This window comes from Streptomyces sp. Mut1 (assembly GCF_030719295.1).
Taxonomy (GTDB): Bacteria; Actinomycetota; Actinomycetes; order Streptomycetales; family Streptomycetaceae; genus Streptomyces; species Streptomyces castrisilvae.
This window is the reverse complement of record NZ_CP120997.1, coordinates 2,834,576-2,857,500: the sequence shown is the minus strand read 5'-3', so window position 1 is coordinate 2,857,500 and position 22,925 is coordinate 2,834,576. Positions and strand designations below refer to the sequence as shown.

Below are 22,925 nucleotides of genomic sequence, written 5' to 3'. Positions count from 1 at the left end.
TAGTGGCGAGCGAAACTGGATCAGGCCAAACCGTTTACGTGTGATACCCGGCAGGGGTTGCGTGAGCGGGGTTGTGGGATCTCTTTTTCATAGTCTGCCGGCTGTGAGACGAGTCAGAAACCGTTGATGTAGGCGAAGGACATGCGAAAGGTCCGGCGTAGAGGGTAAGACCCCCGTAGCTGAAACATTGACGGCTCGTTTAAGAGACACCCAAGTAGCACGGGGCCCGAGAAATCCCGTGTGAATCTGGCGGGACCACCCGTTAAGCCTAAATATTCCCTGGTGACCGATAGCGGATAGTACCGTGAGGGAATGGTGAAAAGTACCGCGGGAGCGGAGTGAAATAGTACCTGAAACCGTGTGCCTACAAGCCGTGGGAGCGTCGCGCATCGAGCTTGCTCGGTGCGTCGTGACTGCGTGCCTTTTGAAGAATGAGCCTGCGAGTTTGCGGTGTGTTGCGAGGTTAACCCGTGTGGGGAAGCCGTAGCGAAAGCGAGTCCGAATAGGGCGGTTTAGTAGCGCGCTCAAGACCCGAAGCGGAGTGATCTAGCCATGGGCAGGTTGAAGCGGAGGTAAGACTTCGTGGAGGACCGAACCCACCAGGGTTGAAAACCTGGGGGATGACCTGTGGTTAGGGGTGAAAGGCCAATCAAACTCCGTGATAGCTGGTTCTCCCCGAAATGCATTTAGGTGCAGCGTCGTGTGTTTCTTGCCGGAGGTAGAGCACTGGATAGGCGATGGGCCCTACCGGGTTACTGACCTTAGCCAAACTCCGAATGCCGGTAAGTGAGAGCGCGGCAGTGAGACTGTGGGGGATAAGCTCCATGGTCGAGAGGGAAACAGCCCAGAGCATCGACTAAGGCCCCTAAGCGTACGCTAAGTGGGAAAGGATGTGGAGTCGCAGAGACAACCAGGAGGTTGGCTTAGAAGCAGCCACCCTTGAAAGAGTGCGTAATAGCTCACTGGTCAAGTGATTCCGCGCCGACAATGTAGCGGGGCTCAAGCGTACCGCCGAAGTCGTGTCATTCATACACATATCCTCAACGGGAGTATGGATGGGTAGGGGAGCGTCGTGTGCCGGGTGAAGCAGCCGCGGAAGCGAGTTGTGGACGGTTCACGAGTGAGAATGCAGGCATGAGTAGCGATACACACGTGAGAAACGTGTGCGCCGATTGACTAAGGGTTCCTGGGTCAAGCTGATCTGCCCAGGGTAAGTCGGGACCTAAGGCGAGGCCGACAGGCGTAGTCGATGGACAACCGGTTGATATTCCGGTACCCGCTTTGAAACGCCCAGTACTGAATCAGGCGATGCTAAGTCCGTGAAGCCGGCCCGATCTCTTCGGAGTTGAGGGTAGTGGTGGAGCCGATGAACCAGACTTGTAGTAGGTAAGCGATGGGGTGACGCAGGAAGGTAGTCCAGCCCGGGCGGTGGTTGTCCCGGGGTAAGGGTGTAGGCCGTGTGGTAGGTAAATCCGTCACACATTGAGGCTGAGACCTGATGCCGAGCCGATTGTGGTGAAGTGGATGATCCTATGCTGTCGAGAAAAGCCTCTAGCGAGTTTCATGGCGGCCCGTACCCTAAACCGACTCAGGTGGTCAGGTAGAGAATACCGAGGCGTTCGGGTGAACTATGGTTAAGGAACTCGGCAAAATGCCCCCGTAACTTCGGGAGAAGGGGGGCCATCACTGGTGAGGGAACTTGCTTCCTGAGCTGGGGGTGGCCGCAGAGACCAGCGAGAAGCGACTGTTTACTAAAAACACAGGTCCGTGCGAAGCCGTAAGGCGATGTATACGGACTGACGCCTGCCCGGTGCTGGAACGTTAAGGGGACCGGTTAGCTGCCTTTCGGGGTGGCGAAGCTGAGAACTTAAGCGCCAGTAAACGGCGGTGGTAACTATAACCATCCTAAGGTAGCGAAATTCCTTGTCGGGTAAGTTCCGACCTGCACGAATGGCGTAACGACTTCTCGACTGTCTCAACCATAGGCCCGGTGAAATTGCACTACGAGTAAAGATGCTCGTTTCGCGCAGCAGGACGGAAAGACCCCGGGACCTTTACTATAGTTTGATATTGGTGTTCGGTTCGGCTTGTGTAGGATAGGTGGGAGACTTTGAAGCGGCCACGCCAGTGGTTGTGGAGTCGCCGTTGAAATACCACTCTGGTCGTGCTGGATGTCTAACCTGGGTCCGTGATCCGGATCAGGGACAGTGTCTGATGGGTAGTTTAACTGGGGCGGTTGCCTCCTAAAGAGTAACGGAGGCGCCCAAAGGTTCCCTCAGCCTGGTTGGCAATCAGGTGTTGAGTGTAAGTGCACAAGGGAGCTTGACTGTGAGACCGACGGGTCGAGCAGGGACGAAAGTCGGGACTAGTGATCCGGCAGTGGCTTGTGGAAGCGCTGTCGCTCAACGGATAAAAGGTACCCCGGGGATAACAGGCTGATCTTCCCCAAGAGTCCATATCGACGGGATGGTTTGGCACCTCGATGTCGGCTCGTCGCATCCTGGGGCTGGAGTCGGTCCCAAGGGTTGGGCTGTTCGCCCATTAAAGCGGTACGCGAGCTGGGTTTAGAACGTCGTGAGACAGTTCGGTCCCTATCCGCTGTGCGCGTAGGAATATTGAGAAGGGCTGTCCCTAGTACGAGAGGACCGGGACGGACGAACCTCTGGTGTGCCAGTTGTCCTGCCAAGGGCATGGCTGGTTGGCTACGTTCGGAAAGGATAACCGCTGAAAGCATCTAAGCGGGAAGCCTGCTTCGAGATGAGTATTCCCACCAACTTGATTGGTTAAGGCTCCCAGTAGACGACTGGGTTGATAGGCCAGATGTGGAAGCCCGGTAACGGGTGGAGCTGACTGGTACTAATAGGCCGAGGGCTTGTCCTCAGTTGCTCGCGTCCACTGTGTTGGTTCTGAAATAACGAACTGCCGTGTTGTTGTCCGGTTTTGTTTATTTCATAGTGTTTCGGTGGTCATTGCGTTAGGGAAACGCCCGGTTACATTCCGAACCCGGAAGCTAAGTCTTTCAGCGCCGATGGTACTGCAGGGGGGACCCTGTGGGAGAGTAGGACGCCGCCGAACAATTATTGTGGGAAAGCCCCGTGCCTCTGGCACGGGGCTTTTCTGCGTTTACGGACCTGTTTGTGTTGATGTGCTCGACGCCGCCTCCGGTAGTCATGCCCACTAAAGACGCCCCGCTGCTTTGAGAGCCAGGTAGGCGTCGGCAAGGGCGGGTGCGAGGCTGTCCGGCGGGGCATCGACGACGACCACTCCGTGGCGCCTGAGTTGCTCGGCGGTCCTACGGCGTCGGGCCTCGGCCTCAGCGCCGGCAGCCGCTTCGTATATCGCGTCCACTGTGCCTCGTACCCGGGCCATTTCCTCGACATGCGGGTCACTCACGGCCGCCAGCAGCACGGTGTGGCGCTGGGTGAGCTGGGACAGCACGGGCAACAAACCCTCTTCGACGGGGGCGGCGTCGAGAGTGGTCAGAAGTACGATCAGTGAACGGCGAGGAGCATCTGCCAGAGCTGCGGCAATGAGACCGCGCGCATCGGTCTCCACCAGTTCCGGTTCGAGTGGCGTCAGTGCATCGACCACGGCTGACAGAACCTCCCCGGCACCCCGGCCCTGGACCCTCGCCCTGACGCGGCGGCTGTAGGCGAGCAGTGCGACACGGTCGCCGGCGCGGGTCGCGAGAGCGGTGAGGAGCAGCGTGGCGTCCATGGCCGCGTCAAGGCGTGGCACGTCGCCGACCCGGCCCGCCGAGGTGCGGCCGGTATCCAGGACGACAAGGACGTGCCGGTCGCGCTCGGGGCGCCAAGTGCGGACAGCGACCGCGGACTGGCGGGCGGTGGCCCGCCAGTCGATCGAGCGGACATCGTCACCGGGGACATAGGCACGCAGGCTGTCGAACTCGGTGCCTTCGCCGCGGGTGAGGACGCTGGTGCGGCCGTCCAGTTCGCGGAGCCTGGCGAGCCGGGAGGGAAGATGCTTGCGGCTCGCGAACGGCGGAAGGACACGGATCGTCCACGGCACCCGGTGGTTGCCCTGGCGCGCGGCCAGCCCCAGCGGCCCGTACGAGCGAACGGTGATCTGCTCGGCTCGGCGGTCACCTCGGCGGGTCGGACGCAGCAGAGTTCTCAGGCGCCGTTGTTCGCCGGGCGGAACCGTCAGCGTGTGACGGGACGCGGCCGGTTCGGTGCCGGGCAGCCAGCTGCTGGGAGGCCACGCATCGCGGAGGTGTGCACGCAGGCGCCGACGGGAAGGGTTGGTTACGGTGAGTTGCACTTCTGCCTCGTCACCGAGTCGAACGGATGTGTCACCGGATCGGGTGAACTGTAGCGAACGCACTGGCGCTGCCAGGGCGTAGTCGCACAGAATTGCCAGTGAGAGCGGGGCATTGACCGCGAGCATTCCCGTCCAGCTCGGGGCCACGATGCCTACAGGGAGTGATCCGAGGGCGGCCAGCAAGGCGGCGCGTCCGGTGAGGGTCACAGTTCATCGCCTCATCGGGGTACGGGGACATGGGCGAGAACAGCGGTGATGAGGGAGTCGGGGGTGACCCCTTCCATCTGTGCCTCGGGGCGCAGTTGGATGCGGTGCCGGAGCGTGGGGAGGGCCAATGCCTTCACGTCGTCCGGAGTTGCGTAGTCGCGACCGGTGAGCCATGCCCAGGCTCGGGCGGTGGACAACAGCGCGGTCGCTCCACGGGGAGAGACACCGAGTGAGACCGAGGGGGAATCACGCGTGGCACGACAGATATCCACTACGTAGCCGGCGATTTCGGGCGAGACGGTTGTCCGCGCGACCGCGACGCGGGCGGCTTCCAGATCGGTGGGACCGGCGACCGGGCGTATGCCCGCTGCCTTCAGATCGCGTGGATCGAAACCGCCGGCGTGGCGCGTGAGGACGTTGATCTCGTCCTCGCGGTTGGGCAGCGGGACCGTCAGTTTCAGCAGGAACCGGTCCAGTTGGGCCTCGGGCAGCGGGTAGGTGCCCTCGTACTCGACGGGATTCTGTGTCGCGGCGACGAGGAAGGGATCCGGCAGAGGGCGGGGTGTTCCATCGACGGTGACCTGACGTTCCTCCATCGCCTCCAGAAGGGACGACTGGGTCTTGGGAGGCGTCCGGTTGATTTCATCGGCAAGGAGGAGGTTGGTGAAGACGGGGCCCGGCTGGAAGGAGAACTCGGCGGTGCGGGAGTCGTAGACGAGCGAGCCGGTGACGTCGCTGGGCATCAGGTCGGGCGTGAACTGGACGCGTTTGGTGTCGAGTTCGAGTGACGCGGCAAGGGCTCGAACCAGCAGCGTCTTGGCGACCCCCGGGACGCCTTCGAGGAGGACGTGCCCTCGGCACAGGAGGGCGACGACCAGCCCGGTCACGGCCGGGTCCTGGCCGACCACGGCCTTGGCGATCTCGGCGCGCAGCGCCTCCAGGGAAGCGCGGGCCGCGTCGTCGCCGCTGACGGTCCCGGTTGTGCCGACGGGCACGGGTGGCGGGGCGCTCATGAGGTTCGGACCTCTCTTTCGAGGGAGTCGAGTTGGTCTGCAAGAAGCACGAGGGCGGCGTCCGCGGCAGGGGCCGGGCCGAAGAGCAGGTCGTTGGTCACGCCGTGACCACGGGGGAGGCGCGCCGACAGAGCGGGGAGGAGGACGGCGGGGGAGTGGGCGTCCCGGGGAGAGACGCCCACGAGGGGCGCCACGCGGGTACGGGTGGCGCGGCGGAGTGAGGCGGCGGCCCTGTCGCGTGCGTTGGCCTTGCGGTTGAGCCGGGCGCGGCCTTCCGTGGACTCGGAGGCTCGGATGGCCACCGGCAGGCGTTCGGTGACGAGAGGACCCAGGCGCCGGGCCCTCCAGATCGCGGCGAGCACCGCGGCGAGTGCGAGTTGCAGCGTGCCCCACAGCCAGCCGGACGGGATCAGCTCGATGAAGCTGCTCTCACCGTCGGCCGTGTCGCCGTTCGTAGTGCCGTCGCCCGGGGCGCCGGCGGCGGAGGGATCAGCGAGCGAGGGGAGGTACCAGACCAGATGGGGGCGGGAACCGAGGAGTTGCAGGGCCAGGGAGGCGTTCCCCTGGTGGGCCAGGCGCTCGTTGTACAGGAGGTCGGGGGAGCCGAGAAGAACGGTGTCGCCCGCTGTGGGCTGCCGCAGGAGGAGAACGGAGGGCAGGCCGGCGGCCGGGTAGCAGGCGATGGCGTCGAGGCCGCTCGATGCGTAGCGGATGCCACCCGTCTCAACGGCGCCGGCTCTCCGGGCCTCGGCCATGGAGCAGCCGGGGGGACGTGTCACCACGGAGGCGGAGGGTTCGGCGCGGACGCCGGGGGCCAGGGTGCCCAAGGATGCGGAACTCGCACCGAGGAGAACGGTGCGGCCGGATGTGGCGGTGGTGGCCGCGCGCAGAGTGGTCTGCTGGTGGGGCGTGAGCAGATTGGGGGCGGTGACCAGGAGGGTTGTGTCGGCGCCGGTCGCGGAGACGGCGTCCTGGAGCGTGGTGACGACGCGGACGGATATGCCGTGGTCCTTGAGGAGTTCGGCGATGGCCTTGCTGCCGTAGCGGTCGGCGGAGCGGGGGTCGAGGCGACCGTGCTGGTCCCCGGAGCGGGTGGCGGCCAGGGCTGTGCCCGTGACGACGAGCAACAGGACGGCCAGCAGTACTCCGCGGGCGCGGAGCCAGACCTGGCGAGGGGTGACGGAGGACGAGGTGGGAGGGGTGGATACCGCGGTCACTCGGCGGCCCCCTCGCGCGTGCCGGACAGGTGTGGTTTGGCGGACTGGAGGGCGAGGTCCAGATCGAGCAGGGGCAGATACGTCGACTGGTCGGCGATGCGGCCGCCGTATGCGACGTCGTCGAACCGGCGGGCCGCCGCCCGCAGGCGGCTGTCGTGCGCCGGGAGGGCGAGCCCCGCTTCCGCGGCCGCTTCGTCGGCGGTCCGTCCGGGGCGCGGGTCCAACAGGGCCCGTTCCTCCAGGGAGCGGACGATGGCGCGCATCCGTTCCTGGACGGCCTGGTTCCAACGACCGGCGGCGGCGTGGGCCTCGGCGGCGGCGCGGTGGTCCGCGGTGCTGCGGGGGCCGTCCTCGAAGAGCGTGTCGGCGGGCCGCGCGCCACGTTGCGGAATGCCGAGCCGCCACCAGAGGGCGGCGGCCAGGGCGACGACGATCAGGAGGAGCACGACCAATCCGGCCGGGCCGCCCGGCGAGGCCCCGGCGGCAGCCGAGATGAGGTCGCCGAACCAGGTCCACACATGGTCGAGAGCGCGTTGGAGGAGGTTCGGGTCGTTCTCGTGGTACGCGCCCTTGGACAGTTCGCGTTCCGCCGCCTCCCGGGCCGGGAGGCGCCCGGTGTCCACGGGAGTGCCGTCGCCCGTCCGCATCAGCCGGAGTGCTGCTGCCCCGCCCGCCCCCGACACGGTGTCAGTTCCTGCTGTCGTAGCCCGGCAGGCCCGCTGCCCTGGCGAGGTCGAGGTCGAGTGCCTCGCGGCGGATCCGCTGGTCCACGTAGAGCAGGGCCATGACGCCGGCGTAGAGGGGATAGGTGATCGTCGTGACGACCACGTCGCCGATGGCGGAGATGATCAGGAACGGCCAGCCGAAACCGGTGATGCTGCCATCGAGGAAAGAGTCCATTGTGCCGCCGTCGGCACTGATCGCGATCTGCGCGAAGGGGATGCCGACGAGCACGGCAACGACGAGCACCAGAGCCATGGTCAGGGCGAGGATGCCGAAGATCCTCCACCAGGCACCGCGGACCAGCTTGGCGGAGCGTCGCATGGACAGGATGATCGGCTGCCGTTCCAGCATCAGCGCCGGGGAGGCGAGGCTGAAACGGACCGTCAGCCAGAGGAAGACGCCCGTTGCCGCGAGCAGCACGAGCACCGCGAGGCCGGCCGCCGCGGTGTCGCCGACCAGGAAGACCGGGAGGATGCCCACGGCCATGACCGCCGCGCCCAGGACGGGAATCAGGAGCGTGAGGCCCAGCAGGGGAAGGAGCCTGGGCCGGGCCTCGGTCCAGGCGTCGGACAGGGTGACCGGGCGCCCCAGCACCGAGCGGCTGATCACCACGGTCAGTACCGCCGTGATGAAGATCAGGGCCAGCATGGAGATGAGCATGGACGGGGCGGACTCGAGCAGGCGGAAGCGGAGGGAGTCCGCGGTCTGGCGCAGGGCCTCCGGGCCGGTGGCGTTCCGGTCGAATGCCGGAGGTTCGGGCAGCAGGTATCGCTGAACGAGGAGGTTGGCGGTCTGGGCGACCACGGAGACCGGGAGCGAGATGCCGAGGACCGTGCGCCAGTGCGCGCGCATCGCGGTGACGGCACCGTCCAGGATCTCGCCGACGCCGAGCGGCCGGAGCGGGATGACGCCGGGCTTCGCAGCGTCCGGCTGACGGCCCCAGCCGGGCCCCTGCGGGGCGGAGCCCCAGCCCTGCCCCTTCGGGGAGGGGCCCCAGCCGGGGCGGGGAGGCTGGGTGCCGGGGCCGGTCGGGGTGTTGCTCGGCGGGGACCACTGCCCGGCGGGCGGCTGCGTGGAAGCCCAGGTTCCCGTGGTGCCGCTGCCGTCGACGGGCTCGGAAGGCCGGGGGACGCCCGTCTCCTGGCCGTCGGAGGAGGCATCGGAGGGGGCAGATCCGGGCGAGGCCCAGCCCGGAGTGTCGTTCATTGTTGCTCCTTCACGGTCCTGGCCGCGCATCGGGGCGTCAGGTTGGCAGCCATCGTGCCACGCGTCGCACGGGTGCGGGCCTGGCCCTGTATCTCCCCAGTCCCTTCATGTCCGGGCGAGTCACCGGGCAGACTGGGCGGATGGCTGATCAGGACGCACAATCGCCGGTGGGCAGCGAGCCCGCCGGGCTATCCGTACTCCGCTGGGAAGAACCTCCGGAAGGCCCCGTACTGGTGCTCCTCGACCAGACACGGCTGCCGGCCGAGGAAACGGAGCTGGTGTGCACCGACGTACCGGCACTGGTGGATGCGATCAGGACCCTCGCCGTGCGGGGCGCCCCTCTGCTGGGCATCGCGGGGGCCTACGGGGTGGCTCTGGCAGCGGTGCGGGGCTTTGACGTGGCGGAGGCCGCCGGGCTGCTGGAGCAGGCGCGGCCCACCGCGGTGAACCTCGGGTACGGCGTACGGCGGGCTGCCGCGGCGTACTGGGCGGCCCTCGACAAGGGGGCCGGGCCGGAGCAGGCGGGGGCGGTCACGCTGGCGGAGGCCAGGGCGCTGCACCGGGAGGACGCCGAGGCCAGCGGGCGGATGGCCCGGTTCGGGCTCGACCTGCTGGACGAGCTGGTTTCGGGCGGCAGCCACCGGTTGCTGACCCACTGCAACACCGGGGCGCTTGTCTCCGGGGGCGAGGGGACCGCCCTCGCGGTGGCGATCGGGGCGCACCGGGCAGGCCGGTTGCGGCGGCTGTGGGTGGACGAGACGCGTCCGCTGCTCCAGGGCGCCCGGCTGACGGCGTACGAGGCGGCGCGCAATGGCATGCCGTACAGCCTGCTCACGGACAACGCGGCCGGTTCGCTGTTCGCCGCGGGGGAGGTGGACGCGGTGCTGATCGGGGCGGACCGCATCGCCGCGGACGGTTCCGTGGCCAACAAGGTGGGGAGCTATCCGCTGGCGGTGCTCGCGAAGTACCACCACGTACCGTTCATCGTGGTGGCGCCGACGACGACCGTGGATCTGCTCACCGCGGACGGGGCGTCGATCACCGTGGAGCAGCGATCCGGGCGAGAAGTGACGGAGCTCACATTCCCGCCGCGCGGGGCGGGGGACGAGGGGACCGGCGGGGTGCCCGTGGCCCCGGTGGGAACCCAGGCGTACAACCCCGCATTCGATATCACGCCGCCGGAACTGGTCACGGCGATTGTCACGGAGGAGGGCGTAATCTCGCCGGTCACGGGGGCCGGGCTGGCAGAGCTGTGTGCCAGATCATCGCAGGTAACGATTAGCTAATGGGATGATGTCGTTTATGAAGGGACGCGTCCTTGTCGTCGACGACGACACCGCACTGGCCGAGATGCTCGGCATTGTGTTGCGTGGTGAGGGTTTCGAGCCGTCGTTCGTAGCGGACGGTGACAAGGCACTTGCTGCATTTCGAGAGGCGAAGCCGGACCTGGTCCTGCTCGACCTCATGCTGCCCGGCAGGGACGGCATCGAGGTCTGCAGGCTGATCAGGGCCGAGTCGGGTGTGCCGATCGTCATGCTCACTGCCAAGAGCGACACGGTTGACGTGGTGGTGGGCCTGGAGTCCGGGGCCGACGACTACATCGTCAAGCCGTTCAAACCGAAGGAGTTGGTCGCCCGCATCAGGGCACGTCTGCGCAGGTCCGAAGAGCCGGCCCCGGAGCAGCTGACCATCGGGGATCTGGTCATAGATGTCGCCGGGCACTCGGTGAAGCGGGACGGGCAGTCCATCGCTCTGACGCCGCTCGAGTTCGACCTGCTGGTCGCCCTCGCCCGGAAGCCGTGGCAGGTCTTCACCCGTGAGGTCCTGCTGGAGCAGGTGTGGGGTTACCGCCATGCCGCGGACACCCGCCTGGTCAACGTGCATGTTCAGCGGCTCCGCTCCAAGGTCGAGAAGGACCCGGAGCGGCCGGAGATCGTGGTGACCGTGCGGGGCGTCGGTTACAAGGCCGGACCGAGCTGACATGTCCCTGGGTAGCACTGCTCCGAAGCCCGGGGAGCCGGGAGTCCGTGCGGAGCGGGCTGCCGGTTCAGGGCACACGTCGTCTCCCGTCGAGCGCTTCCTGCAGGGCGGCCGGTTGTTCCAGGACCGGGCGCCCGGCGGGCCGGTGCCTCGGTTGCTGATGCGCTGGGTGCGGCGTCCGCTGCTGCCCGCCGTACGGCTGTGGCGGCGCAACCTCCAGCTGCGGGTCGTCGCCGGCACGCTGCTGATGTCACTCGGAGTGGTGCTGCTGCTCGGCCTCGTCGTGATCGGGCAGGTGCGCAACGGCCTGCTGGACGCGAAGGGCAAGGCCGCCCAGACGCAGGCCGCGGGCGGGTTCGCGGCGGCCCAGGAGAAGGCCAACGCGCCTCTCACCCCCGCCACCGGCCAGGGCGACGACGCAGTGGACGGCACGACGGCCAACAACTCCTGGCGCACCGAGCTCGTCGACCAGCTCGCCAGTGGCGGGAAGAACGCCTTCAACGTGGTGGCGCTCAGCGCCGACGAGGGCTCCCGTGCGCCACGCGGCTCGGGAAGCGTCGAGGCCGCGAGCATTCCGCAGAGCCTGCGCGATTCGGTGAACAAGGGCCCCGGGGCGTTCCAGACGTACTCCCTGATCCAGTACGCGAACGGGCAGGAATCGCAGCCCGGTCTCATCGTGGGCAAGCGCCTCTACGACATCGACCGCAATCCCTACCAGCTGTACTACGTCTTCCCGCTGACGCAGGAGGAGAAGTCCCTGACCCTGGTCAAGGGCACCCTGGCGACGGCGGGGCTGTTCGTGGTCGTGCTGCTGGGGGCCATCGCCTGGTTCGTGGTGCGCCAGGTCGTCACCCCGGTACGCATGGCCGCCGGGATCGCCGAACGGCTCTCCGCGGGCCGGCTCCAGGAACGGATGAAGGTCACCGGCGAGGACGACATCGCCCGCCTCGGTGAAGCCTTCAACAAGATGGCGCAGAACCTCCAGCTGAAGATCCAGCAGCTGGAGGAGCTGTCCAGGATGCAACGGCGTTTCGTCTCGGACGTCTCGCACGAGCTGCGCACACCCCTGACCACGGTGCGGATGGCCGCAGACGTCATCCACGAGGCGCGCGTCGACTTCGACCCCGTCACGGCCCGGTCGGCCGAGCTGCTGGGGGACCAGCTCGACCGCTTCGAATCGCTGCTGTCCGACCTGCTGGAGATCAGCCGCTTCGACGCCGGCGCGGCCGCGCTCGAGGCGGAGCCGATAGACCTGCGGCAGGTCGTGCGCAGGGTGATCGGCGGCGCCGAGCCGCTGGCCGAGCGCAAGGGCACCCGCATCCGGGTGGTCGGGGACGAGCAGCCGGTGATCGCCGAGGCCGACGCGCGGCGGGTCGAGCGGGTCCTGCGCAATCTCGTCGTCAACGCCGTCGAGCACGGCGAGGGACGCGATGTCGTGGTGCGGATGGGAGCGGCGGGCGGAGCGGTCGCCGTCGCCGTCCGGGACTACGGCGTCGGGCTCAAGCCCGGCGAGGCGACCCGGGTGTTCAACCGCTTCTGGCGGGCCGACCCGGCCCGTGCGCGGACGACCGGCGGCACCGGCCTCGGCCTGTCCATCGCCGTCGAGGACGCACGGCTGCACGGCGGCTGGCTGCAGGCCTGGGGCGAGCCGGGCGGGGGTTCGCAGTTCCGGCTGACGCTGCCGCGCACGGCGGACGAGCCGCTGCGGGGCTCGCCGATACCACTGGAACCCGAGGACTCGCGGCGCAACCGGGAGGACCGGGACCGGGCCGCGGACCCCTCCGCCACCGGCAGCGAGCACAGGCTGCTCGCGGTGCCCTCGCAGCACGCCACCACGGGCCGCTCGCCGCTGCCCGTCCCGTCCCGCGCCCCCATGCGGGCCAGGACCGCGCCCGCCTCGGTGAACCCGGCGGCCCTGCCGGGCAACGGGGCGCGTGTGGTGCCGCGCCCCGCCGAGGAGCGGCAGGCCGGATCCAACGACTCTCCGGGGCGCGGTACCGGGGCGGGAGGACACGACTCGTGAGCACTGAGCGTCTTCAGGGCGGCCGTCGGCGTGCGGCGGGGACGACCGTGCTGATCGGGTGCGGCGCGCTGCTGCTGTCCGCGTGCGGCTCGATGCCCGTCACCGGGGACGTCAAGGCCGTAGACGCCTCGCAGCCCGGGGACTCGCAGGTGCAGGTGTACGCGGTCGCCCCGCGGGACGGCGCCACACCGAACGAGGTGGTCGACGGCTTCCTGGAGTCGATGACCAGTGACGACTCCGACTTCCGGACGACGCGCAAGTACCTCACCAAGGAGGCGTCGCGCCGCTGGAAGCCGAGCGCGGGGACCACCGTCCTGGCCAAGGCGCCGAACCGGAGCGACCGGCCGATCCACGAGGGTGACCACAGCACCACGGAGGTCACCTACACCCTGACCGGGGAGAAGGTCGCGACGGTCGACGAGCAGAACGCGTACCAGCCGCTCGCCCCCTCCGACTACTCGCGCACGCTCCACCTGGTGCGGGAGAAGGGGCCGGACGGCAAGGAGTGGCGCATCGACTTCGTGTCCGACGGGCTGGTGCTCGGCCAGTCGGACTTCAAACGGCTCTACCGCTCCGTCAACAAGTTCTACTTCGCGTCCGGCCTGTCCGACGCGCAGGCCACCCTCGTCGCCGACCCCGTCTACCTCCGGAACCGGACGGACCCCGCCACCGGGATGGACACGGTGACGCAGGCGGTCCGCAGCCTTCTGCGGGGCCCGACCGACTGGCTGCGGCCGGTGGTCAAGTCGAGCTTCCCCGCCGGGACCGGACTGAAGAAGGGCGTCGCCTCCCTGACGCCCGACGACCGCAACGTCCTGAAGGTGCCGCTCGACAAGAAGGCCGACGGGACCGGGCAGCGGTCCTGCCGGATGATGGCCTCGCAGGTCCTCTTCACCCTCCGCGACCTGACCTCCGCGCGGGTCGAGCAGGTGGAGTTGCAGCGCTCGGACGGTTCGCCGCTGTGTGTGCTCGCCGCGGACCAGGCCGAGGAGTACGCCCCCGACCGTTCCTCGGGCGGACCCGACAGCCAGTACTTCGTGGACGCCAAGGGGCGCGTGGAGCGCATCCCCGGCAGCACCAGGGGCAGCGGCGAGCCGGAGCCGGTGTCCGGCCCCTTCGGCAACGGCGCGCTGCGGGTGAGCGCGGTCGGGGTGGCCCGGGACGAGCAGTCGGCGGCGGCGCTCTCGCAGCACAACGACGCGCTCTATGTGACGTCCATAGCCGTGGACGGCGAGCTGCCCGTACCCGCCGTGACCAGTCTGGCGGGCAAGGCCGAGGACCGGCTGACCGCGCCCAGCTGGGACGGCCGGGGCGACCTCTGGGTCGCCGACCGCGACCCGAAGAACTCCAGGCTGCTGCGCCTGCCCCAGGGCAAGGGCAAGCCGCAGGAGGTCACGGTGCCGAGCCTCGACGGCAGCCGGATCACGGCGCTGCGGCTGTCCTCGGACGGGGTGCGCATAGCGCTCCTGCTGACCAAGGACGACCACACGACGCTGAAGATCGGCCGGATCGAGCGGCAGGGACCGCAGGACGACGCGCAGGTGTCCGTGGTGGACCTGCGGCAGGCGGCACCGCAGCTCGCGGACGTCACGGCGATGTCCTGGTCCGGCCGCAGCCGCCTCGTGGTGGTCGGCAAGGAGCAGGGCGGCGTGCAGCAGGTCCGCTACGTCCAGGCGGACGGCTCGACGCCTTCGTCCGGGGTGCTGCCCGGGGTCAACCAGGTGCTCGCCATCGCCGCCGCGGACGACGATCAGCTGCCGCTGATGGCGGACACGTTCGGCGACGGGATAGTGAAACTGCTGCCGGGCGACAACTGGCAGACGGTCCTCAAGGAGGGCTCCGCGCTCGTCTACCCGGGCTGAGACCGGCGGTTGTCCACAGGGGTGGCCCGGTCGCCCCGATGCGCGCACAGTGGAGTCATGCGCGGGTGGTGGCGGGAGATCACCGGACTCGTTCTGCCGGTGTCCTGTGGCGGCTGCGGCAGAGCGCGTACGGAGCTGTGCGAGACCTGCGGCGCACAGCTGCACGGCGGGGCGCCACGCCGGGTGCGGCCCGCCCCCGAGCCGCCCGGCCTGCCCGTGGTCCATGCCGCCGCCGGATACGAGAACGCGGTACGGGCGGCGCTGCTGGCCCACAAGGAGCGGGGCGTGCTCGCCCTGGCACGGCCGCTCGGCAGGGCCCTGGCGGTGGCCGTGAGGGCCGGGGCGGGGCAGGTACCGGACGGGCGGCCGCTGCTGCTCGTCCCCGTGCCGTCCACGCGGCGGGCGGTGGCGGCGCGCGGGCACGACCCGGGGCGGCGGATCGCGTGGGCGGCCGCCGCGCACCTGAGGCGGACGGGTACGCCGGCGACGGTGGCCGCGGTGCTGCGCCTGCGGCGGGCGGTGGCGGACCAGGCCGGTCTCACCGCGCCGGAGCGCCGGGCGAATCTGGCGGACGCGCTGAGCGTGGTGACGGGAGGCGGCCGGCTGCTCGCCAACGGGCGGGTGGTGCTGGTGGACGACCTGCTGACAACGGGGGCCACGCTGGCCGAGGCGGCACGCGCGCTCACCTGCGCCCAGGGGCGTGCGGGCAGCGGTGCGGCGGTGCGCGACGCTGCCGTCGTCGCGGCGTCCCCCGCGGCCTTCGACGCAGCATGTCCCGCCGCCCGCGAAATAAACCGGAACTGAAACTGAACTTGCATCGTTGCAGGTAGTGAGTGGGTAAAGAGACCTGAACGGAGGTACGCGTGAGTAGCGGGTGCCGACATCCGTCCGGGCAGGCTATGTTCGGTTGTGAGGAATGGTGAATGCCAAACCTCGACGAATGCACCATCAGGTTTCGGGCAGGCGACCCACCAGTAGCCGGCAGTAGCCGAAGAACCGGAAATTCGGTGGGGTGGATCCCCTGCCGACGGGGGAGGAGGAGGTGGAAGTCACCGAGTCCGCGGCTCCGGTCGTCACCGGAGCCAGGTGCAAAAGGGAGATGCTCCGCCACTGAGCGGAGTGATCCGGGAACGGAGTTCTGCGTGGACATCGTCGTCAAGGGCCGCAAGACCGAGGTGCCCGAGCGGTTCCGCAAGCACGTGGCCGAGAAGCTGAAGCTGGACAAGATCCAGAAGTTCGACGGCAAGGTGATCAGCCTCGACGTGGAGGTGTCCAAGGAGCCGAACCCTCGTCAGGCAGACCGTTCCGACCGGGTGGAGATCACGCTCCGCTCGCGTGGACCGGTCATCAGGGCAGAAGCGGCCGCAGGCGACCCGTACGCAGCGCTGGACCTGGCCACCGGCAAGCTGGAGGCCCGGCTGCGCAAGCAGCACGACAAGCGCTACAGCCGTCGGGGTTCGGGGCGCATCCCCGCTGCGGAGGTCGGCGAAATGGTGCCGGACGCGGCATCGTTCAACGGCGACGGCGAACTGATCGCCGACGAGACGGCACAGCCCGTACCCACCACCAGGATCGGCTCGCTCGAAGTCCAGGGCGAAGGGCCGCTGGTGATGCGCGAGAAGACGCACGTCGCGGCGCCCATGTCGCTCGACCAGGCGCTCTACGAGATGGAGTTGGTCGGACACGACTTCTATCTGTTCGTCGACAACGAGACGAAGGAGCCCAGTGTCGTCTACCGACGGCACGCCTACGACTACGGTGTCATCCACCTGAGGACCGATCCGCTGGCCGCCGATGAGGCGGGCGGCGCCGGCGGTGCGCTCGGCGGCTGACGCCACCCGCGTGGTGCCCCTGGAGCGTCTGTGCGCCCCCAGGGGCACCTGTGTGCCACCGAGGGATCACCGCGCTGAGCGCCACGGCATGAAATCATGGCGGCCCAAGCCAATCGGTGCTCTGTGAACTGCCGTTGGCGGACAGTTCGTGAACTTCAGGCCGTGGCCTTCAGGGGGAGGAACGATGGCGGACACCTTCGGGCCCGTGCGCGATGCGAGGGGCGCCGGCGAAACGGCGGCCGTCCCGGCCGGTGACGACCGGGACAACGGCTACCGCAAGGAGCCGATCAGGGTCCTGGTCGTCGATGACCACGCCCTTTTCCGCAGAGGCCTGGAAATCGTCCTCGCGCACGAGGAGGACATCGAGGTCGTCGGCGAGGCGGGGGACGGGGCGGAGGCGGTCGACAAGGCGGCCGACCTGCTCCCGGACATCGTGCTGATGGATGTGCGGATGCCCAGGCGGGGCGGCATCGAGGCCTGCACCTCGATCAAGGAGGTGGCCCCCAGTGCGAAGATCATCATGCTGACGATCAGCGACGAGGAGGCCGACCTCTACGACGCCATCAAGGCCGGTGCCACGGGATATCTCCTCAAGGAGATTTCCACGGACGAGGTGTCCACCGCGATTCGCGCGGTCGCCGACGGGCAGTCACAGATCAGCCCGTCCATGGCGTCCAAACTGCTCACCGAGTTCAAATCGATGATCCAGCGGACCGATGAACGCCGGCTGGTACCGGCGCCCCGGCTCACCGAGCGCGAACTCGAAGTCCTCAAACTGGTTGCCACCGGCATGAACAATCGCGATATCGCGAAGGAACTGTTCATTTCCGAGAACACCGTGAAGAACCACGTCCGCAACATTCTGGAGAAGCTCCAGCTGCACTCCCGCATGGAAGCAGTGGTCTATGCCATGCGGGAGAAGATCCTCGAAATCAGGTGACCCGCGGGCACGGCGCGGCGAACGGCGGCGCGCCCGGCGGGGTCAGGCCAGGAGGCGCGCGATTTCCGCCGTGAGCGGACCGCGCAGCTCCGGCGCCTCCACCCGCTCCAGCCGGACGTCCGTGCAGCCGACCCAGGAAGCGGCCTCCACCAGAGCCTGGGCCATCGGCGCCACGGCCTTCCTGCCGGCCAGGGACACCTGCCGGGCGATCAGCGTGGTGCCGTCACGGGCCGGGTCGACCCGGCCCTGGAGCCTGCCGCCGGCCAGCAGCGGCATCGCGAAGTAGCCGTGGATCCGCTTCGGCTTGGGCACGTACGCCTCAAGGCGGTGCGTGAAGCCGAAGATCCGCTCGGTGCGCGCACGCTCCCAGACCAACGAGTCGAAGGGCGACAGCAGCGTCGTCCGGTGCCGGCCGCGCGGTTCGACGGCAAGCGCCGCCGGGTCCGCCCAGGCCGGCTTCGCCCAGCCCTGCACGGTCACCGGGACCAGACCGGAATCCGCCACCACCGCGTCGAACTGCTCCCCCTTGAGCCGGTGGTAGTCCGCGATGTCCGTCCGGGTGCCCACGCCCAGCGACTGTCCGGCGAGCGCCACCAGCCGGCGCAGGCACTCCGCGTCGTCCAGATCGTCGTGCAGCACGGCGTCGGGCAGGGCGCGCTCCGCGAGGTCGTAGATCCGCTTCCAGCCGCGCCGCTCGGTGCACACCACCTCGCCGTACATCAGGGCGCGCTCGACGGCGACCTTCGACGCCGACCAGTCCCACCACTCCCCGCCGTTCTTCGCGCCGCCCAGTTCCGTCGCCGTCAGCGGGCCCTCGGCGGTCAGCTGCTTGATGACCTTGTCGTACGCGCCGTCGGGCAGGTCGTGGTGCCACTGCGGGCGCGCGCGGTAGGCGCGGCGGCGGAAGGCGAAGTGCGGCCACTCCTCGACGGGCAGGATGCACGCCGCGTGCGACCAGTACTCGAAGGCGCGGCCGCCCGACCAGTACGCCTCCTCGACCGTGCGCCGGCCGATCGCGCCCAGGCGCGCGTACGGAATCAGTTCGTGCGAACGCGCCAGCACCGAGATCGTGTCCAGCTGTACGGCGCCGAGGTGGCGCAGCACTCCGGGCACCCCGGATCGGCGGTCCGGGGCGCCCAGGAAGCCCTGGGCGCGCAGGGCGATCCTGCGGGCCTGGTCGGCGGAGAGTTCGACTGCGGGTGGCTGCACAGACGTCATGCCCCGCACTTTATGGGGCGGCACTGACATCGCCCGCCGGGATGTAGACCCGGGTGCTGGGCAGGCCGAGGTCGGAGGGGAGCAGCGCGCCGACCCACGTATCGCGGCGCACGCCCTTGTTGAGCAGCCCCGAGCGCTGGTCGCCCTCCATCCGGAAGCCCGCCCGCAGCGCGACGGCCCGCGACGGGACGTTGCCGGTCTCGGCCTTCCACTCCAGCCGGTCGCAGCCCAGCGAGGTGAAGCTCCAGCGGGCGGCGCACAGGACCGCCTCGGTCATGTAGCCGAGGCCCCGGTGCTCCTTCGCGGTCCAGAACCCGACCTCGTACGTGCCCGGTCCGCTCCGGCTGTTGATGCCGAGGGCGCCTATGAGGGCCCCGCCCGTGCGGGGCACCACGGCGAAGTTGTACATCGAGCCGTCCCGCCAGCCGTCCGGACAGAGCCGCGCGGTGAAGAACTCCGCGTCGGGGCGGCCGTACGGCGAGGGGACCACCGTCCAGCGCTGGATGTCCGGGTCCTGACAGGCCTCGTACACCGCGTCCGCGTCGTCCGGGGCGAAGGGGCGCAGCCGCAGGCGGCCGCTGGTGAGAATGATCGGTTCCATGAAGGGATTCTGGTGAGACGGCGGCGGGGAAGCGAGGACTTTTCGCGTTTCCCGGCACCTTCCGCACCCTTCGTCCGTTGATTCGGAAGGGCACCGCGGGGACAACGCGGTGGCAGCCCTCCCGGCGCGGCGGGGTCCTCGCTTACGATGGCCGTTGCGGTGGGGCCCACCTGCCGTGCCCGCGCCAGAGTCCATAACACGACCCAGTGCCAGGCCCGACCGGCAAGGAGACCAGCCTCAGTGTCCGTCTTCAACAAGCTCATGCGTGCAGGCGAAGGCAAGATCCTGCGCAAACTGCACCGCATCGCGGACCAGGTCAGCTCCATCGAAGAGGACTTCGTCAACCTCTCCGACGCCGAGCTGCGGGCGCTCACCGACGAGTACAAGGAACGGTACGCGGACGGCGAGAGCCTGGACGACCTGCTTCCCGAGGCGTTCGCGACCGTCCGCGAGGCGGCCAAGCGCGTCCTCGGCCAGCGCCACTACGACGTCCAGATCATGGGTGGTGCCGCGCTGCACCTGGGGTATGTGGCGGAGATGAAGACCGGTGAGGGCAAGACCCTCGTCGGCACGCTGCCCGCGTATCTCAACGCCCTGTCCGGCAAGGGCGTGCACCTGATCACGGTGAACGACTACCTCGCCTCGCGTGACTCCGAGATGATGGGCCGGGTCCACAAGTTCCTCGGCCTCGACGTCGGCTGCATCATCGCGAACATGACTCCGGCCCAGCGCCGTGAGCAGTACGCCTGCGACATCACGTACGGCACGAACAACGAGTTCGGCTTCGACTACCTCCGCGACAACATGGCGTGGTCGAAGGACGAGCTGGTCCAGCGCGGCCACAACTTCGCGATCGTCGACGAGGTCGACTCGATCCTGGTCGACGAGGCCCGTACGCCGCTGATCATCTCCGGCCCGGCCGACCAGGCCACCAAGTGGTACGGCGACTTCGCCAAGCTGGTCACCCGCCTGACCAAGGGCGAGGCGGGCAACCCGCTCAAGGGCATCGAGGAGACCGGCGACTACGAGGTCGACGAGAAGAAGCGGACCGTCGCGATCCACGAGCCCGGCGTCTCCAAGGTCGAGGACTGGCTCGGCATCGAGAACCTCTACGAGTCGGTGAACACCCCCCTCGTCGGGTACCTCAACAACGCCATCAAGGCCAAGGAACTCTTCAAGAAGGACAAGGACTACGTCGTCATCGACGGCGAAGTCATGATCGTCGACGAGCACACCGGCCGTATCCTCGCCGGCCGCCGCTACAACGAGGGCATGCACCAGGCGATCGAGGCGAAGGAAGGGGTGGACATCAAGGACGAGAACCAGACGCTCGCCACGATCACCCTGCAGAACTTCTTCCGCCTCTACGGCAAGCTCTCCGGCATGACCGGTACGGCGATGACCGAGGCCGCCGAGTTCCACCAGATCTACAAGCTGGGCGTCGTGCCGATCCCGACGAACCGGCCGATGGTCCGGGCCGACCAGTCGGACCTGATCTACCGCACCGAGGTCGCGAAGTTCGCCGCCGTCGTCGACGACATCGCGGAGAAGCACGAGAAGGGGCAGCCGATCCTCGTCGGCACGACCTCCGTCGAGAAGTCCGAGTACCTCTCGCAGCAGCTCTCCAAGCGCGGTGTCCAGCACGAGGTGCTCAACGCCAAGCAGCACGACCGGGAGGCGACGATCGTCGCCCAGGCCGGCCGCAAGGGCGCGGTGACCGTCGCGACGAACATGGCCGGACGAGGCACCGACATCAAGCTCGGCGGCAACCCGGACGACCTCGCCGAGGCCGAGCTGCGGCAGCGGGGCCTCGACCCCGTCGAGCACGTCGAGGAGTGGGCGGCCGCGCTGCCCGCCGCGCTGGAGAAGGCCGAGCAGGCGGTGAAGGCGGAGTTCGAGGAGGTCAAGGACCTGGGCGGGCTCTACGTCCTGGGCACCGAGCGGCACGAGTCGCGCCGTATCGACAACCAGCTGCGCGGTCGTTCCGGCCGTCAGGGCGACCCGGGCGAGTCCCGCTTCTACCTGTCCCTCGGCGACGACCTGATGCGGCTGTTCAAGGCGCAGATGGTCGAGCGCGTCATGTCGATGGCCAACGTGCCGGACGATGTGCCGATCGAGAACAAGATGGTGACGCGGGCGATCGCGTCGGCGCAGTCGCAGGTCGAGCAGCAGAACTTCGAGACCCGTAAGAACGTCCTGAAGTACGACGAGGTGCTCAACCGGCAGCGTGAGGTCATCTACGGCGAGCGGCGCCGGGTTCTGGAAGGCGAGGACCTCCAGGAGCAGATCCGCCACTTCATGGACGACACCATCGACGACTACATCCGCCAGGAGACGGCGGAGGGCTTCGCCGAGGAGTGGGACCTGGACCGGCTGTGGGGCGCGTTCAAGCAGCTCTACCCGGTGAAGGTCACCGTCGCCGAGCTGGAGGAGGCGGCGGGGGACCTGGCCGGGGTCACCGCGGAGTTCATCGCCGAGTCCGTCAAGGACGACATCCACGAGCAGTACGACGAGCGGGAGAAGACGCTCGGCTCCGAGATCATGCGTGAGCTGGAGCGGCGCGTGGTGCTTTCGGTGCTGGACCGCAAGTGGCGTGAACACCTCTACGAGATGGACTACCTCCAGGAAGGAATCGGCCTGCGGGCCATGGCGCAGAAGGACCCGCTGGTCGAGTACCAGCGCGAGGGCTTCGACATGTTCAACGCCATGATGGAGGGCATCAAGGAGGAGTCCGTCGGCTACCTGTTCAACCTGGAGGTCCAGGTCGAGCAGCAGGTCGAGGAGGTGCCGGTCCAGGACGCGGAGACGTCGCTGACCAAGGAGGACGCGGTGCCGGCCGCGCGGCCGGAGATCCGGGCCAAGGGGCTGGACGCTCCGCAGCGGCCGGACCGGCTGCACTTCTCCGCTCCCACGGTGGACGGGGAGGGCGGCGTGGTCGAGGGCGACTTCTCCAACGCGGACGCTGCGGGATCGGGCGCGGGTGGTGCCGGGGCCGGGTCGGACGGGCTTACTCGGGCGGAGCGGCGTAAGGCGCAGAAGAGTGGGGGCGGTGGGGGGCGGCGGCGTAAGAAGTAGCTTGCGCTGACGTTGTGGTTTGCGGCCGGGCCGGACACCGATTGGTGTCCGGCCCGGCCGTGTGTGGGGGTGGGGGCGTGTGTGGCGGTGAGGGTGCGGGTGTGGGGCGCCTGCGGCGGGCCTGTTCCCCTACCCGCCCCTTCCCGAAACCGGGGCGCTGCCCCGGGCCCCGCTCCTCAATCGCCGGAGGGGCTGGGGTGGGGCGTGGGCGGGGGTGACCCGCGGGCTGGGAGGTGGGTGGGGCTGGGGATCGGCCCGGGGTTCGGGGTTCGGGGCTCTGCCCGGGTTCGGGGCTCCGCCCCTGGCCCCGGGGCCTCAAAGCCGGCGGGGCTGGGGTGCCTCAGGGGCCCTGGAGGCCTCCAGGGCCCCCACCGCCACCCTTGGGCTCTCTTGATGGTTCCCTGGGTCCCTGCTTGGCCCCAGAGGCCCCCAGAGCCGCAAAAGGGCCCCTGAGAGCGCCCCAAGCCTCTTGGGCGCTCTCAGGGCGGCCCCTGGGGGTTTCTGGGGCCTTTGAGGGCTCATGCGGGCCTCTGTCAGGGGTCTGTAGGCCCCCTGACAGGCCCCTGCGGGCCGACGGGCCCCTCCGCAGTCCTTGTGAAGCCGCGGGGCCACCGCCGACCTCTTCAGCCCCCTGTGGCGCCTGCCGGCGCCCCGGCCGCCCCTGCGGGCCTGCTGTCCCGTCCGCCCCTGCGCTCGTCCGCCCCTGCGCCCCTGCGCCCCTGCGCCCCTGCGGCCCCGGAGAGGCGC

15 protein-coding genes and 2 rRNA genes (1 of these 17 cut by a window edge) are annotated in these 22,925 nt (G+C 68.7%); 10 read left to right on the top strand and 7 right to left on the bottom strand.

Annotated features, from left to right (window positions below; translation table 11 throughout):
• Both P8A18_RS12140 and rrf read left to right on the top strand, forming a co-directional pair.
• Positions 1–2,880: ribosomal RNA gene (locus P8A18_RS12140) — 23S ribosomal RNA — on the top strand (it extends 245 nt beyond the left edge of the window).
• 78 nt (positions 2,881–2,958) lie between these two features.
• Positions 2,959–3,075: ribosomal RNA gene (rrf, locus tag P8A18_RS12135) — 5S ribosomal RNA — on the top strand.
• Positions 3,076–3,177: 102 nt separating this feature from the next.
• Here rrf and P8A18_RS12130 read toward each other — a convergent pair.
• From P8A18_RS12130 to P8A18_RS12110, 5 genes are read right to left on the bottom strand one after another with little or no spacing between them, the layout of a single operon-like run.
• Complete coding sequence (locus P8A18_RS12130) at positions 3,178–4,488, bottom strand: DUF58 domain-containing protein (protein WP_306054081.1); 1,311 nt, start codon at positions 4,486–4,488, stop codon at positions 3,178–3,180.
• Between the two features lie 11 nt (positions 4,489–4,499).
• Positions 4,500–5,501 (bottom strand): AAA family ATPase, encoded by a 1,002-nt coding sequence (locus tag P8A18_RS12125; RefSeq protein WP_306054080.1) that lies wholly within the window; start codon positions 5,499–5,501, stop codon positions 4,500–4,502.
• Complete coding sequence (locus P8A18_RS12120; RefSeq protein ID WP_306054078.1) at positions 5,498–6,718, bottom strand: DUF4350 domain-containing protein; 1,221 nt, start codon at positions 6,716–6,718, stop codon at positions 5,498–5,500. Before P8A18_RS12120 ends, P8A18_RS12125 begins: the two co-directional genes overlap by 4 nt.
• Positions 6,715–7,401, bottom strand: coding sequence for a DUF4129 domain-containing protein (locus tag P8A18_RS12115; RefSeq protein WP_371933663.1), 687 nt, complete (start codon positions 7,399–7,401; stop codon positions 6,715–6,717). The genes P8A18_RS12120 and P8A18_RS12115 overlap by 4 nt, the downstream gene beginning before the upstream one ends.
• A 4-nt stretch (positions 7,402–7,405) precedes the next feature.
• Positions 7,406–8,647, bottom strand: a complete 1,242-nt coding sequence (locus tag P8A18_RS12110; protein ID WP_306054076.1) for a DUF7847 domain-containing protein — start codon at positions 8,645–8,647, stop codon at positions 7,406–7,408.
• Between the two features lie 140 nt (positions 8,648–8,787).
• Here P8A18_RS12110 and mtnA point away from each other — a divergent pair, with 140 nt between their 5' ends.
• The 7 genes from mtnA (at position 8,788) to P8A18_RS12075 (ending at position 17,284) form a co-directional block, all read left to right on the top strand.
• Positions 8,788–9,933, top strand: a complete 1,146-nt coding sequence (mtnA, locus tag P8A18_RS12105; protein WP_306054074.1) for an S-methyl-5-thioribose-1-phosphate isomerase — start codon at positions 8,788–8,790, stop codon at positions 9,931–9,933.
• A 4-nt stretch (positions 9,934–9,937) separates the two neighbouring features.
• A complete protein-coding gene (gene mtrA, locus P8A18_RS12100; protein WP_005316841.1) occupies positions 9,938–10,627 on the top strand; it encodes a two-component system response regulator MtrA in 690 nt (229 codons plus the stop codon).
• Between the two features lies 1 nt (position 10,628).
• Positions 10,629–12,650 (top strand): MtrAB system histidine kinase MtrB, encoded by a 2,022-nt coding sequence (gene mtrB, locus P8A18_RS12095; protein WP_306054072.1) that lies wholly within the window; start codon positions 10,629–10,631, stop codon positions 12,648–12,650.
• Positions 12,647–14,512: an LpqB family beta-propeller domain-containing protein gene (locus P8A18_RS12090; RefSeq protein WP_511101551.1), complete on the top strand. Its 1,866-nt coding sequence runs from the start codon at positions 12,647–12,649 to the stop codon at positions 14,510–14,512. The genes mtrB and P8A18_RS12090 overlap by 4 nt, the downstream gene beginning before the upstream one ends.
• Before the next feature lie 57 nt (positions 14,513–14,569).
• A complete protein-coding gene (locus P8A18_RS12085; protein ID WP_306054071.1) occupies positions 14,570–15,316 on the top strand; it encodes a ComF family protein in 747 nt (248 codons plus the stop codon).
• 338 nt (positions 15,317–15,654) lie between these two features.
• Complete coding sequence (hpf, locus tag P8A18_RS12080; protein WP_018555972.1) at positions 15,655–16,344, top strand: ribosome hibernation-promoting factor, HPF/YfiA family; 690 nt, start codon at positions 15,655–15,657, stop codon at positions 16,342–16,344.
• A gap of 184 nt (positions 16,345–16,528) precedes the next feature.
• Entirely contained in the window at positions 16,529–17,284 is a 756-nt protein-coding gene (locus tag P8A18_RS12075; protein ID WP_018555971.1) for a response regulator, read from the top strand.
• A 42-nt stretch (positions 17,285–17,326) separates the two neighbouring features.
• On the opposite strand, the gene P8A18_RS12070 is transcribed toward P8A18_RS12075, so the two are convergent.
• A complete protein-coding gene (locus P8A18_RS12070; RefSeq protein WP_306054070.1) occupies positions 17,327–18,502 on the bottom strand; it encodes a winged helix-turn-helix domain-containing protein in 1,176 nt (391 codons plus the stop codon).
• Positions 18,503–18,512: 10 nt separating this feature from the next.
• The gene (locus tag P8A18_RS12065) at positions 18,513–19,103 is read right to left on the bottom strand and encodes a GNAT family N-acetyltransferase (protein WP_306054068.1); all 591 of its coding nucleotides are present in this window, start codon (positions 19,101–19,103) and stop codon (positions 18,513–18,515) included.
• A 240-nt stretch (positions 19,104–19,343) separates the two neighbouring features.
• Here P8A18_RS12065 and secA point away from each other — a divergent pair, with 240 nt between their 5' ends.
• Entirely contained in the window at positions 19,344–22,178 is a 2,835-nt protein-coding gene (gene secA / locus P8A18_RS12060; RefSeq protein WP_306054067.1) for a preprotein translocase subunit SecA, read from the top strand.
• Positions 22,179–22,925: the final 747 nt, after the last annotated feature.